Origin of the sequence: Streptomyces deccanensis (assembly GCF_022385335.1) — a bacterium.
GTDB classification, from domain to species: domain Bacteria; phylum Actinomycetota; class Actinomycetes; order Streptomycetales; family Streptomycetaceae; genus Streptomyces; species Streptomyces deccanensis.
This window is the reverse complement of the sequence record NZ_CP092431.1, coordinates 7573233-7589894: the sequence shown is the minus strand read 5'-3', so window position 1 is coordinate 7589894 and position 16662 is coordinate 7573233. Positions and strand designations below refer to the sequence as shown.

Below are 16662 nucleotides of genomic sequence, written 5' to 3'. Positions count from 1 at the left end.
GGCGTGCTGTGCCTGTCGGGCACCCCCGAGCGATCACACCGCTCCCGCTCCGGTCAGCGACCGCACCTCGGTCTCCGCGTGCTTCGCCTCGTCCGGCGGCTCGGCCGAGGTGACCGTGCCGAGCCAGCCGGCGAGGAAGCCCAACGGGATGGAGACGAGGCCGGGGTTCTGCAACGGGAAGTACTGGAAGTCCACGCCGGGGAACAGCGAGTCGGCGCTCCCCGAGACCACCGGCGACAGCAGCACGAGGACCACGGAGGGGATCAGTCCGCCGTACACGGACCACACCGCCCCTCGGGTGGTGAACCCCCGCCAGAACAGCGAGTACAGCAGGACGGGCAGGTTGGCGGAGGCGGCGACCGCGAAGGCGAGGCCGACCAGGAAGGCCACGTTGAGGTCCTTGGCCAGCAGCCCGAGCGCGATCGCGACCACGCCGATACCGACGGCGGCCGTGCGCGCCACCGCGACCTCGCTGTACGGCTTCGAACGCCTGCGCCGCAGCGACGCGTAGAGGTCATGGGCGACGGACGCCGACGACGCGAGGGTGATCCCGGCGACGACCGCGAGGATCGTGGCGAAGGCGATGGCCGCGACGATCGCGAACAGAACCGTTCCGCCCGTGGAGTCGGCGCCGCCGCCCAGGTCCAGGGCCAGCAGCGGCACCGCGGTGTTCCCGGCCGCGTTGGAACTCCGCACGGCCTCCGGGCCGACGATGGCGGCGGCGCCGAAGCCCAGCACGATCGTCATCAGGTAGAAGCCGCCGATGAGACCGATCGACCAGACGACCGAGCGGCGTGCGGCCCGCGCGGTGGGCACGGTGTAGAAGCGCGACAGGATGTGCGGCAGCCCGGCCGTGCCCAGCACCAGGGCGAGCCCGAGGCTGATGAAGTCGAACCGCGCGATCCAGTCCCCGCCGTACCGCAGCCCGGGCGCGAGGAACGCGTCGCCGTGTCCACTGCGCGCGGCCGCCGTCCGCAGCAACTGGTCGAAGTCGCCGTGGAACCGGACCAGGACGAGCACGGTCAGGACGATCGCCCCGCCCATCAACAGGACCGCTTTCACGATCTGGATCCAGGTGGTGGCCCGCATCCCTCCCAGCGACACATAGACGACCATGAGCGCGCCGACCCCGATGACCGTCCAGGTCTGCGCAGCCTCGCTCTCTCCTCCCAGCAGCAGCGCGACGAGGGTGCCCGCTCCCACCATCTGCGCCACCAGATACAGAACGGACACGGTCACCGAGGAAGTTCCCGCCGCGATCCGCACAGGCCGTTCGTTCATCCGCGCCGCGACGACGTCGGCGAGCGTGAACCGCCCGCAGTTGCGCACCAGTTCGGCCACCAGGAACAGCACCACGAGCCAGGCGACCAGGAAGCCCACGGAGTAGAGCAGTCCGTCGTACCCGAAGAGCGCGATGAGCCCGGAGATGCCGAGGAAGGAGGCGGCGGACATGTAGTCGCCCGCGATGGCAAAACCATTCTCCATCGGCGAGAACAACCGCCCGCCGGCGTAGAACTCCTCAGCGGAACCATGGCGGTTGCGGCTCACCCACGTCGTGATGCCCAGCGTGACCGCCACGAACGCGCTGAACAGCACCAGCGCCAGCGTCTGATGGTCGGCGGTCACCGCGCACCCCCTCTGATGCCGCGCGTCAACTCCTGGGTGTCCCAGCGCAGATCGAGCGCCGCCCGGTCCCGGCGCAGCCGCGCGTGGCGCGCGTACGCCCAGGTGAACAGGAAGGTCGTGAGGAACTGACCGAGCCCCGCCAGCATCGCCACATTCACCGCGCCCGCCACCGGCCGTGCCATCAGGCCCGGGGCGGTGGTCGCCGTCACGACGTAGGCCACGTACCAGGTGAAGAAGACGGCGACGCCCGGGATCACGAACCTGCGGTAACGGCTGCGCACTTCCTGGAAGGCCGCGCTCCGCTGGACCTCCAGATAGACGTCCGCCGCGCCCTCGCTCCGGCTCTCCCGCGCGTCGGCCGCGACCGGGGCCGGCCCGCCGGTGCCGTCCAACTCCCCCCAGCCGGAGGCCAGCGCGTCGTACCACGGATCGTCGAACCGCACGTCCGCGCTGGCGAGGCCGTGCCCCTCGTGCTGCTCAACCGGGCTCTCAGAACCACCCCCGCGTCGACGGGGACGGCCGGTGCTTGACTGCATGCCCAAGCATGGACAGAACGGAAAGACCCCTGGCGCACCTCTTCACGATTGTTCACCCCATCAGGTGAAACCCCGGCCAGCCTCCCGCACTTGCGGCGCAAGAGACCCACCGGCGCCCGCGTACGGGCCGAAGAGGCGCCCTCCGGGCCCACCCCGCCGGACCGAAGGCACCCGCCTCCGGCCCGGTGACGGGGGCTACGCGTCGATGCGCGACCGGTCCAGCGTGGCCGCGGAGCTGGAGATGAACTCCTTGCGCGGTGCGACGTCGTTCCCCATCAGCAGGTCGAAGACCTGCTCCGCCGCCTCCAGGTCCGACAGGTTGATCCGCCGCAGCGTGCGGTGGCGCGGGTCCATGGTCGTCTCCGCCAGCTGGTCCGCGTCCATCTCGCCGAGGCCCTTGTAGCGCTGGATGGAGTCCTTGTACCGGACGCCCTTGCTCTGGAACTCCAGCAGCTTGTCGCGCAGCTCCCGGTCCGAGTAGGTATAGACGTACTTGTCCTGCCCCTTCTTGGGCTGGACCAGCTCGATCCGGTGCAGCGGGGGCACCGCCGCGAAGACGCGTCCCGCCTCGACCATCGGGCGCATGTACCGCTGGAAGAGCGTCAACAGCAGACACCGGATGTGCGACCCGTCGACATCGGCGTCGGTCATCATGATGATCTTGCCGTAGCGGGCCGCGTCGATGTCGAAGGTACGCCCCGAGCCCGCCCCTATGACCTGGATGATCGCGCCGCACTCGGCGTTCTTGAGCATGTCGGTCACGGACGACTTCTGGACGTTGAGGATCTTGCCCCGGATCGGCAGCAGCGCCTGGAACTCGGAGTTCCGGGCGAGCTTCGCCGTACCGAGCGCCGAGTCACCCTCGACGATGAACAGCTCACTGCGCTCCACGTCGTCGCTGCGGCAGTCGGCGAGCTTGGCCGGCAGCGACGACGACTCCAGCGCCGTCTTACGACGCTGCGCGTCCTTGTGCTGACGTGCGGCGATACGCGTACGAGCGGCGGCGACGGCCTTCTCCATGACGACCCGCGCCTGGGCCGCGGCATCCCGCTTGGTGGAGGTCAGGAACGCCTTGAGCTCCTTGGCGATCACCTGGGCCACGATGCGCCGGGCCGCCGAGGTGCCGAGGACCTCCTTGGTCTGGCCCTCGAACTGCGGCTCGGCGAGCCGCACGGTGACGACGGCGGTGAGGCCCTCTAGGGCGTCGTCCTTGACGATGTCGTCCTCGGCCACCCGCAGCATCTTCTTCGCGCGCAGCACCTCGTTCATCGTGGTGGCCACGGCCTGCTCGAAGCCCGCGACGTGGGTGCCGCCCTTGGGGGTGGCGATGATGTTCACGAACGACTTGAGCGTGGTGTCGTAGCCGGTGCCCCAGCGCATGGCGACATCGACGCCGAGCTCGCGGGTGACCTGCGTGGGCGTCATCTGACCGTGCTCGTCCAGGACGGGCACGGTCTCCCTGAAGGTGCCCTGCCCGGAGAAGCGGAGGACGTCGCAGACCGGCTTGTCGGAGGCCAGGTACTCGCAGAACTCGCTGATGCCGCCGTCGAAGCGGAACGACTCCTCGCCCTTGCTGCCGCCCTCACCGAGGCCGAACTCGTCCCGGACGACGATCGTCAGACCGGGCACGAGGAACGCGGTCTGGCGGGCCCGCTGGTGCAGGTTCTCCAGGGAGAGCTTGGCGTCCTTGAGGAAGATCTGGCGGTCGGCCCAGTAGCGCACGCGCGTGCCGGTGCGCGTCTTGGGGATCCGCTTGCCCTTCCGCAGACCGCCGGTCTCGAACTTGGCGTCCGGGCCGTTGCCCGAGAAGGCGCCGGGCACGCCGCGCCGGAAGCTGATGGCGTGCGTGCTGCCGCTGCGGTCGACCTCGACGTCCAGGCGGGCCGAGAGCGCGTTCACCACGGAGGCGCCCACGCCGTGCAGACCACCGGAGGCCGCGTACGAACCGCCGCCGAACTTGCCGCCGGCGTGCAGCTTGGTCATGACGACCTCGACACCCGACAGGCCGGTCTTGGGCTCGACGTCGACCGGGATGCCGCGGCCGTTGTCCCGCACCTCCACGGAGGCGTCGTCATGGAGGATCACCTCGATGTGGTCGCAGTACCCCCCGAGGGCCTCGTCCACGGAGTTGTCGATGATCTCCCACAGGCAGTGCATCAGGCCTCGACTGTCGGTCGAGCCGATGTACATACCCGGGCGCTTCCGCACGGCCTCGAGGCCCTCGAGGACGAGCAGGTGCCGCGCGGTGTAGTTGGAACCGTCCCGGTCTGCTCCGGTCAGCAGCGCTGTGGACGGCACGGACGTATCGGCGGTCACGCGGTTCGCTCCTCGCTGAATTTCAGGTGAGGCCCATTTGGGTAAGGGGCCGGGCTCTGTTGCCGGTCCGAGGGTACCGAGGCCTGGTAGAGCCGTTGTAACGCCACCCTCGTCCGAAACTCAGAGTAGTCCAGAGTCGCATACACGTTCGATCCCTCGATGGGGTGAAGTACATATCACGTTCCCTTCGAGGCATGAACCATTTAGGCTCCGGGCACGTCCTCATGAACAACCGGCAACCCAGCCGGGAGGACCGTACAACCGAAAGAACAACCGCCAGAACCCCCCGAAGAACCACTGACAGCCAGCGCGAACCCGTACGACACGAAGACACGCACTACGGCTCATTCGCCGCCAACCGGCAGCAGACAGCCGGCCCGGAAAGATTTTTTCGAGTTAAAGCCGCGAGCGGGAACGTTTTCGGCCTGGTTGGATGTTGACCCTGGTACGACAGCTCGTCGAGCTAGAGAAGAGGCGACGTGACTACTGTTCTGACCCCCGCGACCCCGCTGACGGCCGCTGACCGATGCGACCGCTGCGGCGCCCAGGCCTATCTGCGCGTCGTCCTGCTGAGCGGTGGAGAGCTGCTGTTCTGCGCCCACCACGGCCGCAAGTTCGAGCCCGAGCTCAAGAAGATCGCCGCGGAGATACAGGACGAGACGGAGCGGCTCACGGCCGCTCCCGCGACCGCAGAAGAGGACGAGCGCTGACGCTTCGCACCTGACGACGAGCCGCCACCGGCTCGAGGCCGGTGACCGGGCGGCCACTCCCGCACACACGGGGTGGCCGCCCGCTCTCGTGCCGCACCCACGACGGCGCGCTGCCGCGTACGGCGCCTCGGCGCCGCCTCAGCGGCTCTCCGCCAGCACCCGGGCCACGTACGAGCCCCTGGTGTAGACGCCGGGATTCCCGGCGAGCCCACAGCCGCTGCCCCACGACACGAGGCCGATCAGCTTCCCCCGGGCGACCAGCGGTCCTCCGCTGTCCCCCTGGCAGGCGTCCCGGCCGCCGTTCTGCTCCCCGGCGCAGACCATCGAGCCGGCCTGGTACCGGCCTTCCGCGCTGCCCGGGTAGGCCCGCTCGCAGACGGTGTCGGCCAGCACCTCCACCGAGGCGGCCCGCAGGCCCTGTGCGTAGTCCCCGGCACCCGTGGTGTCCCCCCAGCCGTAGACCGCGGCCGGCGTGCCCGGCGCGTACGCCGCGTCGCCGGCGCCCGCCAGTGCGATGACGTGGCTCTCGGGCAGCGGTGCGGCGAGGGTGACCACCGCGAAGTCCCCCGCGTTCGTATAGGGGTCGTACTCGGGGTTGACCCAGGCCCCGCTCACCGGGACCTCCGCGCCCTCGGCCGACTGCAGCTCGGCGCGACCGGCGATGACCCGCAGATCGGGGACCCGTTCCGGCGGACCGCCCAGCACGCCCTCGCTGAGGCAGTGGGCGGCCGTCAGCACCGTCGTGGGGGCGACCACGACACCGCCGCAGAACTGCCCGGCCCGCGTACCTCCGAACCGGTCACGGCTGGACAGCGCCACCGTCCAGGGCGCCTGGGAGATCTCGACCGGATGACCCCCGATGACGACCTCGGCCGTCGCCGGTGGCGGTGCCACCAGCGGTATGACGGCCGTGGTGGCCGCGACGGCCAGCAGTCGGGCGAACGATCGACGCATGCGCGCTCCTCACTCCGGGTCTTGGATGGCACACCCAGAGTGATCCACCGGATCGGCTTTCGCATGCCGCACACACGCCGAAGGCCCGGCTCCTTCGAGGGAACCGGGCCTTCGGACCGACCACGCGCGCCGGTGGGGCGTGCTGCCTAGTCGAGGTAGTCGCGCAGGACCTGCGAGCGGGACGGGTGTCGCAGCTTCGACATCGTCTTGGACTCGATCTGGCGGATGCGCTCACGCGTGACGCCGTACACCTTGCCGATCTCGTCGAGGGTCTTCGGCTGACCGTCGGTGAGACCGAAGCGCATGGAGACGACGCCCGCCTCGCGCTCGGAGAGCGTGTCGAGCACGGAGTGCAGCTGCTCCTGGAGAAGCGTGAAGCTGACCGCGTCGGCCGGGACGACGGCCTCGGAGTCCTCGATGAGGTCACCGAACTCGCTGTCGCCGTCCTCGCCCAGCGGGGTGTGCAGGGAGATGGGCTCGCGGCCGTACTTCTGGACCTCGATGACCTTCTCGGGGGTCATGTCGAGTTCCTTGGCCAGCTCCTCCGGGGTGGGCTCGCGGCCCAGGTCCTGGAGCATCTGACGCTGCACACGCGCCAGCTTGTTGATGACCTCGACCATGTGCACCGGGATACGGATGGTGCGGGCCTGGTCGGCCATGGCGCGGGTGATCGCCTGACGGATCCACCAGGTGGCGTACGTGGAGAACTTGTAGCCCTTGGTGTAGTCGAACTTCTCGACCGCGCGGATCAGACCGAGGTTGCCCTCCTGGATCAGGTCCAGGAAGAGCATGCCGCGGCCTGTGTAGCGCTTGGCCAGGGAGACCACCAGACGGAGGTTGGCCTCCAGGAGGTGGTTCTTGGCGCGGCGGCCGTCCTCGGCGATGATCTCCAGCTCGCGCTTGAGCTTGGGGGCGAGCTTGTCCGCGTTGGCCAGCTTGTCCTCGGCGAACAGACCGGCCTCGATGCGCTTGGCGAGCTCGACCTCCTGCTCGGCGTTGAGCAGGGGGACCTTGCCGATCTGCTTGAGGTAGTCCTTGACCGGGTCGGCGGTGGCACCGGCGGCCGCGACCTGCTGGGCGGGCGCGTCGTCCTCGTCCTCGTCGGACAGCACGAAGCCGGCGCTCTCGGTGCCCTCGGGCTCTTCGCCCGGCTTGCCGCCCGGGGTCTCCTCGAGGACCTCTTCCTCGATCAGCTCGACGTCGTCCTTCTTGGCCGTCGTCTTCTTGGCCGCCGTCTTCTTCGCGGCGACGGTCTTCTTGGCGGGGGCCGCCTTCTTGGCGACCGCCTTCTTGGCGGCGGCCTTCTTGGCGGGTGCGGCGTCCTCGGCGGAGGCGTCGGCCGCGGGCACCGCGGGGGCGGCTGTGGCGGTGGCCTTCTTGGTGGTCACCGTCTTCGCCGCGACCGTCTTGGTGGCGGTGCGCTTGGCCGGACTCTTCGCTGCGACGCTCTTTCGGGTGCGCTTGGGCTCCGCGGCACTGACCATCAGCGTCACACCCTCTTCCTCGAGGATCTGGTTGAGGCTGCGCAGTACGTTCTTCCACTGAGTGGCCGGAATCTGGTCAGCTTCGAAGGCCCGACGCACATCGTCGCCGGCGATCTGCCCCTCAGCCTTTCCCCGCTCAATGAGCGCCATGACAGAGACGGACTCGGCGATCTCCGGCGGGAGCGTACGGGATGTGCTGGCCGACACGAACAACCTCTCGGAACGTTGGAAAACGGCTTCCGGCCCCGTCCATTGCGGACAGGAGCCGACCACCGGCTTGGGAGTGGGCCGACGGTGCGGGCGGGGGCCGGGAAGAGGCACAGCGCCGTGAACGGCGTCCGTATTCCCTCCGCGGCTGTCACCTCTTAGGTCATCGCGCTGCCCTCACGAGCGTTACGCCCAATCTGCGTGGCCCGAGTCACACCCCGTAAGCACTCAAAAGCGGTCAGATACTGCCAGAGGTAATCGATCAAGGCCACAACCGGTTCTCTTCGGGTGGGTACCCGAACGAATCCCGAATGAACTCCTCGGCATGGATCACTGCCCGCAGCAGGATCCGGCACCCTTTTCGGGCACGAGCGCCGCGCCGGGACGCACCGCCCCCGGCAGGCCCACCGACCCACGCCGGACGAGACGGGGCGTCCCGGCAGCACGGGTCACCCCCTCGCTCCGGTGTCGCGCCGCCGGACCCCGCCGAATCCCAGGAGGATCCGATGGGGCCCGGCGGCACGGGTCCGCCGGTCGAGCGACGCCGCGGTAGGGGCCGGCACTCCGGCCGCGCCGCCCCGTCCCGCTACGAGCGCCCTCAGTGCTCGCGCGGCGCGGGCACCACACGTTCCACCTCGGGGTGGACGGTGAGCAGTTGCCGCATGGCCGCCTCGGCCGCCCCTCCGTCGCCCGCGGCGAGGGCGTCGACGATCCGGGCGTGGTGCGTCAGCGACGACTCGGTGGGCCGGTCACATCCGGTGACCGGTCCGCCGGAGACCTGGAGGGCCGCGGAGACGATCCCGGAGAGGTGCTCCAGCATGCGGTTGCCCGCGACCTGGATCAGCAGCGAGTGGAACTCGGCGTCCGCGCGGGAGAAGGTCAGCGGGTCGCCCTGGGCCATGGCGTGGCCCATGAGCTCGACCATGTCGCCGAGACGCTGCTGGACGTCGTCACGGCCGTGTCCGGCGGCGAGGCGGGCCGCAAGCGGCTCGATCGTCCAGCGCAGTTCGCTGAGCTCGCGCCGCTGGTCGTCACGCTGCGGACCGAAGGCCCGCCACTCGATGATGTCCGGGTCGAGCAGGTTCCAGTCGCTGACGGGGCGGACGCGCGTGCCGACGTTCGGCCGGGCGCTGACCAGGCCCTTGGCCTCGAGGACGCGCAGGGATTCACGGACGACGGTGCGGGAGACCTCGAACCGCTGGCCGATCTCCTCGGGCACGAGCGGGCGATCCGCGCCCAGGTCCCCGGAGACGATCATCTGGCCGAGCTGCTGGACGAGTTGGCCGTGCAGTCCGCGGCCGCGGCTCCCGGCGGCGCGTCGGCCCACGCGCCCCAGCTCGGGGTCCGCGCCGTCCCAGGCGGGGAGGCCCACGCGGTCGACGCCGGGGTGCTCGGCGTAGGGGTAGCGGTCGAGTTCGCCCGGTCCGGCGAGGCCGGAGTCGGCGGAGCGGGCGGCGGTCATCATGGTGTGCGCAAGGGTACTCACGCATCCTTTGTCGGCTGCGTTCTCAACTCCCTTGAGGTCTTTGGTGAAAAGCACACGAAAGGGTGATCGCTCACCCCGTCGCAATTGACGCCTTATCGGAAAGAAATGGGCGTTCTACGAGGAGTTGTGCGCATTGCGTCGGCGGAAGAGTACGGACGGTGAGCACGAAAGGATGACGGCGGTCATCCGCGGACCCGGCCGCGCAGGTTCGTGACCACGTAGGCCCCCAACAGCGCGGTCAACGACAACAGCAGCGCCCCGCCCACGGGTTGGACGATCGCCCGCGCCACCGCTTCCAGATAGCGCTCTCCCCCGAACGGCCACTGCACCAGCACGAGCTCGCGCAGCCGCATCGGAAACCCGATCGCACTGCGCACGGACGATCCCTCCACCACCTTCTGCACCAGGGGTACGACGAGGAGGGGCACGGCGACCACGGCGGCGAGTCCCGCGGACGTGGAGCGGAAGACCCCCGCCGCGAGCACCCCCGCCCAGGCGCACCCCACGACGAGCCCGAGCCAACTCGCGCCGAGCGGCAGCCAGTCGGTGGGGACGGAGATGAGCTCAGGGCCGTAGACGAGGTAGAGCACTTCGAGGTCGCAGCCCACCGCGAGGACCGCCAGGAGTACCGCGGTGGCCGCCGCGACGAGGAGCTTCGCGACCAGCAGGCCCAGGCGACGCGGCACGGTGCCACGGTCCGCGGCCAGGGCGGGGTGGCGGAACTCGTCACCGAAGGCGATGGCCCCGAGCAGCCCCGCGCCGATGGCGGCGGGCGGCAGTGGCAGTTCCCGCGGCCATGCGGCCAGCAGGCGCGGCTGCGGGGTGTGCCCGATCCGGGCCAGGACCAACGCCATGAGGGCGGACGTGACGAGCACGGCCACGGCGGTGACGTACGCGGTGCCGACGCCGCCCGCCCGCCGCAACTCGTACCGCAACGGACGCAGCGGGCTCGGCGCCGACCGCACGGTGATGGGCGGCGGGAGCGTCGGCAGGGGCGGCGAGGGTGGCAGCGCGCCCGTCTCGGACGGACGCGCGTCGTGCGGCGCGGTGTCGACATCGGCCGCGAGGGCGGTTCGGGGCTCGTCGTCGCCCTCAGCTTCGTCATAGGCCGACTCCAGGGTCTGCGGCTCGGTCGCGAACGTGCACACCTGAACCTCCTCGGCGGCCGTCCGGTGCGTCTCGAGCGGCCCCCACTCCCCTCGGACCGGGTCGGGCGCGCCCTGGCCCCACTCCGGATCGTCCTCGACCGCCACCGGCGGCAGCTGCGGCACGGGACCCATGTCGCCGATCTCGTCCGCGAGTTGGTGCACCAGGACGCCGTGCCGGAACGCGACCTCACCGATCTCCGCACACGTACTGCCGTACACCGACAGCCGGTTGCCTCCCTCCCGCACGATCTCCACGGAACGCCGTTCGGTCCGGGCCTCCTTGGTGAGCAGCGCCTCCAGTCGGGCCGCGTACGGGGTGCGGACGGCGACCCTGGGTCGCAGTCTGGTCCGGGAGAAGTCGGCGACCTCCTGATCGGCGACCAGCCTGCCCTGTTCGAGGGTGAGGACCCGGTCGGCGGTGCGCGCGGCCTCCTTGGGGTCGGCAGTGGTGAACAGGACCGTGCCGCCCTGGTCCGCGTGCGCCCGCACGATCCCGTGGAGCCACCGGCCTTCACGGACGGCCAGCCCGTCGGCCGGCTCGTCCAGCACCAGGGTGTGCGGGTCGGACAGCAGCGCGCAGGCCAGGCCGAGGCGGCGGTCCATGCCCCGTGAGAGCGTGCTCAGTCGCGCGTCGCGCAGACCGACCAGGCCCACGACCTCCAGAACTTCGTCGGCCCTCCGCGTGGGCACCCCCGCGGCCGCGCACAGCATGCGCAGATGACCTCGGACGGTGCGGGCCGGATGGCCGGGCACTTCGCCGAGGAGAACGCCCACCTCGCGCGAGGGGTGGGCGATGCGGTGCAGGGGACGCCCCCTGAAGTAGGCGACGCCACGGCCCTGTTGAAGTTCGAGCATGAGTTTCAGCGCTGTCGACTTACCCGCTCCGGGGGCCCCGAGGAGTGCGGTGACGCGGCCGGAGTGCGCCTCGAAGGACACATCGTCGACGGCGGGGGGAAACTCCTTGCGAGGCTTGCTGGTCAATCCGATGGCCTGGATCACCCTAGGCAAGATAGCGCGGTATGTCCGTTTTTTCGGGCACCTTGAGGCTCACCGCACGGCCAAGACAGCCGAACGCGGTGGAGAGGGCTCCGGCCGCGCGTGCGTCAGACCTCCGGGCGCAGCATCGGCGGGTTGAGGAGGGTGGCGCCGCCGGCGCGGAAGAGCTGGGCGGGACGGCCGCCCTGTCGCGTGGTGGTGCCGCCGGTGGGCACCAGGAAGCCCGGCGTACCCGTCACCTTGCGATGGAAGTTGCGTGGATCGAGGGCCACCCCCCACACGGCCTCGTAGACGCGCCGCAGCTCACCGACCGTGAACTCCGGCGGACAGAAGGCCGTGGCCAGCGAGGAGTACTCGATCTTGGAACGAGCGCGTTCCACCCCGTCCGCGAGGATCTGCGCGTGATCGAAGGCCAACGGCGCCACCGGCTCGCCGTCACGCCCGTAACCACCCTGTGCCAGCAGTTCCTCGACGGGTGCCCAGCGTGCGCTGTTGGCGTCCCCGCCCGGCCGGGGTGCGGGCAGGTCCGGGGCGAGGGCGAGATGGGCGACGCTGACGACCCTCATCCTCGGGTCGCGCTTCGGGTCGCCGTAGGTCGCCAACTGCTCCAGGTGTGCGCCGTTGTCCTGCGCCGGCTCGGACGGTTCGTGGGCGGTGAGCCCGGTCTCCTCCGCCAGCTCCCGCGCCGCCGCCTGCGACAGATCCTCGTCCGGCCGGACGAAACCACCGGGCAGCGCCCACCGCCCCTGGAAGGGCTGTTCGCCCCGTCGTACCGTCAGCGCACACAGCGCGTGGCGACGGACGGTCAGTACGACCAGGTCCACGGTGACGGCGAAGGGCGGATAGTCCGACGGGTCGTAGGGCATGCCGCGATCATAGTCGTCTGCCTGACGATAAACACTCCCTTCGGGGTCGCTTCCCCACTTGATCCACTTCTGTCCGATACCGGTCCGTCGGACCGACCGCCGACCCCGCGCACCACGCGCTGTCTGCTGTTCCTCCGCACGTCACGGGAGGTCACACTCCCAACTGCAGTCCGTCGGCCGCCTCCTCGACCATCGCGAGCCCGAGCCTGCTGACACGTACGGCGAACGGAGCGCCCGCGACACGCAGTCCAGTCATCCCGATCTCCCCGAGCGGCGCGCTGCGCACCGGCCGCAGCGTCACCGTACCCGCGGGGGCGTCGGGCCGGATTCCGGCGAGGGTGGTGAGCAGCAGCACCCCCGCGGCCGCCGCCGTCGCGGCCGGTCTGCAGGAGGCGGGGTGGGGCAGCGGGGCACTTCCCGCCGTCCGCTGCTCGCCCGCGTACATCTCGGGCAGCCGACGGTCGAAGCTCTCCGCCGCCGCCAGCACTCCCCGCAGGAGCGCGCTCGCCTCCTTCTCGTACCCGGCGGCCGCCAGCCCGGCCACCGCGATCGCCGTCTCCTGCACACGGACGGCGCCGCTGCGATGGCCGAAGGGGTTGTACCCCGCTTCCTTCGCCCCCAGGCTCCGCAGTCCCCACCCGGAGTCCATGGCCGGCCCTCCGAGCAGCCGGGCGAGCTGCTCGGTCCGCACCTTGTCGAGAAGCCCGGGCGCCTGCTCCCCGGCACCGAGCAGCCCGGTGTCGAGGAGGTGGGCGGCACCGGCCCCCAGGTGCGGCACGACGCGTCCGTCCGGGGTACGGGCGGCCGCGGGTCTGCCGCCGCCCCGGTCCTCGACCCAGAAGTCCGCCGCGAAGCGGGCCCGCAGTTCTCTCGCCCAGTCCCGTAGCTCGGCCCCGCCCGGTCGGCCGTACGCGTCGAGGAGGTCCGCGCCCAGCAGCGCTGCCCGGTGGGCGTGTGCCTGTGTCTCGCAGCGCAGCGGGCCCCCTGGGCGCGGGTCGGGCAGATAGGGACCGCCTCCGACAGCGCCCCGCAGCCACCGCAGGCAGCGCTCGGCGGCGGGCAGCAGTTCCTCGGTCTCCTGCTCGGGGAGTCCCCATCTCCTGGCCTCCGCGAGGAGCACGGGGAACAGGAGGGTCGCCTCGGTGCCGGTGCAGCCCGGCGGCAGATGCGGGCCCGCGTCCCGTCGAGGGCCCGGGATCATGCCGGACTGTGCTTCACGGCCCACGAGTTGGGTGCGGGCGAGGGTGCGCAGGGTGCCCGCGGCGAGGCGGGTGCCCAGCGGCAGGGTCATCCGGGCCGCGACCAGTGCGTCTGCCGGTGCCATGCCGCAGCGCCAGGGGGCGCCCGCCGCGAGGTGGGTGTCGGACGGGTTCTTCGGGTCGCGGAGCAGCAGGGCTTCGAGGTCCTCCAGGCACGTGTGCAGCAAGGCCTGTGCCGTCGGGTCGTCGCCCGCCGCCCCGGCCTGGGAGAGGGGGCTCGTGGCCCCCCGTCCCACCGGTCTGATGGGGCCCGCGCCGGCCGGTCGCACCCGTAGCTCCACGCTCCTGGTGCCGCCGGGCGGCAGCTCCAACTCCCAGCGCAGCAGCCCCGCGGAGGCCAGGGCGTCGGCGGGCGGCGGATGGGCCGTCACCGTGGAGTGCCCGTGCGGACTGGACCACCGGAGGCCGGAGTCGTGCACACTCGCCGGCAGTTCCGGACCGGCGCTGCCGGAGGCGACGGCGCCCAGTTCCGCGAGATCCGTCCCCAGGGACACCTCGACGGGCAGACGCAGTGGGCGGCGGGCCGTGCTGTGCAGTGTGATCCGCTCGGTGCCGTCGGCATACCGTGTGCGTTCGACCATGACATCCGGGTCCGGCCCCGCCTCGGCGGACAGGCGGAGCGTCGCCACGAACCGGGCCCGGTCGGCCGAGACCATGCGCGCCTGCACGGCGAGCGGTTCCCGTCCGGCCACCCTCACCTGACAGCGGGAGAGCATGCGCCGTCCGGCACGGTAGAAGCCCTCCAGTCCTCGGCCGTTCAGTTGGCCCTGCTCCGTCGAGATCGCGAGGCCCGGCAGGGCGACACAGATCAGCGTCGCGTGGGCCGGTGGCAGCTCCGCTGGGCGGCGGGGAGCGGAGGGCGACGCCTGCGGGGGCGAAGGGCTTCCGGTGGCCGGGTGCGGCACCCCGGTCGAGCCGCGCGCGCCGGGCACGGCGGGGATGGCGGGCATGGCGGGCGCCGGGCCGCTCCGGACCGGTGGGCGTGAGCCCGAGCTGCGGGGCACTGGACTGCGGATGGCCGTGCGGGGAGCGCCGGCTCCCTCCCCGCCGCCCCGGGCGGCGGGGAGGGCCGACCTGAAGAAGGACGGGACGTCGTCGGCATCGGACATGGAGGGCAGGGGCATGGAGTGGCTTCTTCTGTCTTCGGCGCGCGTTGGGTGCGCTCGGCACGAGGTGGGGAGCCGGAGAGGGACGGGGTGCGACGGCGGCGAGGCCAGGCCACGGGTACCGCCACTCAGGTGAACGGAGCGGCTCCGCTCCGGGTCACGCCCCGGGCCCGGGAAGCCGCGTGTGCAGAGACCGGGCGAGGTGGCTGCGACGTGCTCGGAGAGGAACAGCGCGCTCAGCCACGCCCCGATCCGGAACAGCACCCCCCTCCACGCCCCGTGCCGGTTCGGCGCGCTCACGTCTCCCCCTCGGTGGTCTGTCCACCGCCACTGCGGCGGCCCCGCGCTCGGGCGCTCGCGCCGTCGGCCGTGCTCCCCGGTCGTCGGCCGGCAGGTGCCGTGGCGGCAGCGGAGCGCGATCGGCGGGGGTGAGCGGCGCCGGGTGAGCGGCGGACGGTGCGGGTGTCGGCGCTCCCGTTGGGGTGTGCCCGGCGCCGGCGCCGGGGGCCCGTAGCGGCGCAGGGCTCGGCCGAGGTCGACTGGGCGAGGGGAGGCTGGTCGGAAGGGTTCCCGCTGTGGCTGGCATCGACATCGGCACCCGCACTGACCGCGACCGCGGCACTGGCGCTCTCACTGCCCCCGGCCCCGGCGCCCTCACTCGCACACGCGCTGTCCCTGGCGCCCGTGCCGGTGCCGGCATCGCCGGGGGTCGTCACCAGGCCGCGTCCCCTGCGCTCGGCACGCAGGCAGCGGCGAATGGATTCGGGGTCGAGGCCTTCGTTGCAGGCCTGGTGCAGAAGACGGGCGAAGAGGTAGTCGGGGTCCGCGGCGAGAGCCATGGCCAGGGCCTCTCGGGCCTCCAGTTCGTCCCCCGTGGACCAGGCGACCCAGCCGACCAGCGTGAGCGGGGCGGCGGCATGCTCGCCGTAGGGGCCGACGCAGCGGCGGGCGAGGGCCCGCCAGAGCCGGAGGGCCGGGCAGGCGTCGTCGCCCTCCATCCATTCGGCGGCGCGGTCGCGGGTGGCGCGGTCCTGGAGTCCGAGGATCAGTGTGGCCGCGTCCTCGTGCCCGACGAGTTCGTCGTCGTGCAGGTCCGCGTCCAGCGTGCCGAGGACGGCCGGAGCGGCGGCCAGGCGCTCGATGACGCGCTGCGCCACGGCAAGGGTCTCCTCGGCCACGTCCGCGCGGCTCTCCGCGTGCAGAATGCGGGGGACGAGCGCGGACTGCGCGGCGTCGAGGGCGGCTTCCTGCTGCAGCGCGGCAGCGGTCTCCCAGGGCAGCAGCCTGGCCCTCATCTCCTTGAGCGTGCCGCGCACCTGGAGGCCCGCGTAGGTCGCGGCGGCGGCCAGCACGGAGGTGCCCGGTAGCCCCATCGGCTCCCCGTCGGCGGAACAACATCCGTTGCCGGGGCAGCAGTAGGACCAGAACCGACCGTCGGAGATGCACAGGGCCTCGACGACCGGCACGTCCAGGGTGCCGCAGGCCCTGCGCAGCAGTTGGGCGAGGGGGCGCAGGCGTTCCATGACGTCGCGTGGCGATTCACCGCTCGCCGGGTCCTGGCAGAGGAAGGCGACCATGCTTTCCGGCCTGGCTCCTCGACGCTCGCTTCCGGTCACCAGCCCGTGGGCCAGTTGTTGGGCCACGGACGGCCAGTCGTCCGTCTGGGCCGGGATGCCCAGTCGTGCGCGGCCACCGAACCGGCCTCGGGCCTCCCGGTCGTGCAGTGCGACGAGGACGATGCTGTCCTCGGGGCGATATCCGAGCAGGTAGGGCAGGGCGTCGGCCAGCTCGGCAGGGGTGCGGAGAGTCACCTGCTGTCCGTCGAGGGGGCCGGTGGTCGCTCCGTGCCCCAGGTAGGCGGAGGGCCCACCCTTGCCTCCGCATCCGTTCTGACCGCTGATGTCACTGTTGCCGGAGGTCCCGGCCGCTTCGCTGTGATTCGTCATGCGGCGACCATCTCGCGGATCT

11 protein-coding genes are annotated in these 16662 nt (G+C 71.5%); 1 reads left to right on the top strand and 10 read right to left on the bottom strand.

Annotation, left to right across the window (positions count from 1 at the left end; translation table 11 throughout):
- Window positions 1-33: 33 nt before the first annotated feature.
- The 3 genes from L3078_RS33565 to L3078_RS33555 all read right to left on the bottom strand — a co-directional run bounded on the left by L3078_RS33565 (window position 34) and on the right by L3078_RS33555 (window position 4478).
- Window positions 34-1626: a solute symporter family protein gene (locus L3078_RS33565; protein WP_239757669.1), complete on the bottom strand. Its 1593-nt coding sequence runs from the start codon at window positions 1624-1626 to the stop codon at window positions 34-36.
- Window positions 1623-2162 (bottom strand): DUF485 domain-containing protein, encoded by a 540-nt coding sequence (locus L3078_RS33560; RefSeq protein WP_239757668.1) that lies wholly within the window; start codon window positions 2160-2162, stop codon window positions 1623-1625. The genes L3078_RS33565 and L3078_RS33560 overlap by 4 nt, the downstream gene beginning before the upstream one ends.
- Window positions 2163-2357: 195 nt before the next feature.
- Window positions 2358-4478, bottom strand: coding sequence for a DNA gyrase/topoisomerase IV subunit B (locus L3078_RS33555; protein ID WP_239757667.1), 2121 nt, complete (start codon window positions 4476-4478; stop codon window positions 2358-2360).
- A gap of 479 nt (window positions 4479-4957) precedes the next feature.
- Between L3078_RS33555 and L3078_RS33550 the strand changes: the two genes are divergently transcribed.
- Window positions 4958-5188 carry a DUF7455 domain-containing protein gene (locus tag L3078_RS33550; RefSeq protein WP_013000244.1) on the top strand — a complete coding sequence of 77 codons (231 nt, stop codon included), beginning with the start codon at window positions 4958-4960 and terminating at the stop codon, window positions 5186-5188.
- Between the two features lie 138 nt (window positions 5189-5326).
- On the opposite strand, the gene L3078_RS33545 is transcribed toward L3078_RS33550, so the two are convergent.
- From L3078_RS33545 to L3078_RS33515, 7 genes are all read right to left on the bottom strand, one after another.
- A complete protein-coding gene (locus tag L3078_RS33545) occupies window positions 5327-6142 on the bottom strand; it encodes a S1 family peptidase (protein ID WP_239757666.1) in 816 nt (271 codons plus the stop codon).
- Between the two features lie 146 nt (window positions 6143-6288).
- Complete coding sequence (locus L3078_RS33540; RefSeq protein WP_275593188.1) at window positions 6289-7833, bottom strand: RNA polymerase sigma factor; 1545 nt, start codon at window positions 7831-7833, stop codon at window positions 6289-6291.
- A gap of 598 nt (window positions 7834-8431) precedes the next feature.
- Window positions 8432-9319, bottom strand: coding sequence for a FadR/GntR family transcriptional regulator (locus L3078_RS33535; RefSeq protein WP_239757664.1), 888 nt, complete (start codon window positions 9317-9319; stop codon window positions 8432-8434).
- Between the two features lie 182 nt (window positions 9320-9501).
- On the bottom strand, window positions 9502-11466 hold the full coding sequence (locus tag L3078_RS33530) for an ABC transporter ATP-binding protein (RefSeq protein WP_239757662.1): 1965 nt from the start codon (window positions 11464-11466) through the stop codon (window positions 9502-9504).
- A 104-nt stretch (window positions 11467-11570) separates the two neighbouring features.
- The gene (locus tag L3078_RS33525) at window positions 11571-12329 is read right to left on the bottom strand and encodes an NUDIX hydrolase (protein WP_239757660.1); all 759 of its coding nucleotides are present in this window, start codon (window positions 12327-12329) and stop codon (window positions 11571-11573) included.
- A gap of 151 nt (window positions 12330-12480) precedes the next feature.
- On the bottom strand, window positions 12481-14538 hold the full coding sequence (locus L3078_RS33520; protein ID WP_239757658.1) for a glycogen debranching N-terminal domain-containing protein: 2058 nt from the start codon (window positions 14536-14538) through the stop codon (window positions 12481-12483).
- A gap of 452 nt (window positions 14539-14990) precedes the next feature.
- Window positions 14991-16640 (bottom strand): DUF4192 domain-containing protein, encoded by a 1650-nt coding sequence (locus tag L3078_RS33515; protein WP_239757657.1) that lies wholly within the window; start codon window positions 16638-16640, stop codon window positions 14991-14993.
- Between the last annotated feature and the right edge of the window lie 22 nt (window positions 16641-16662).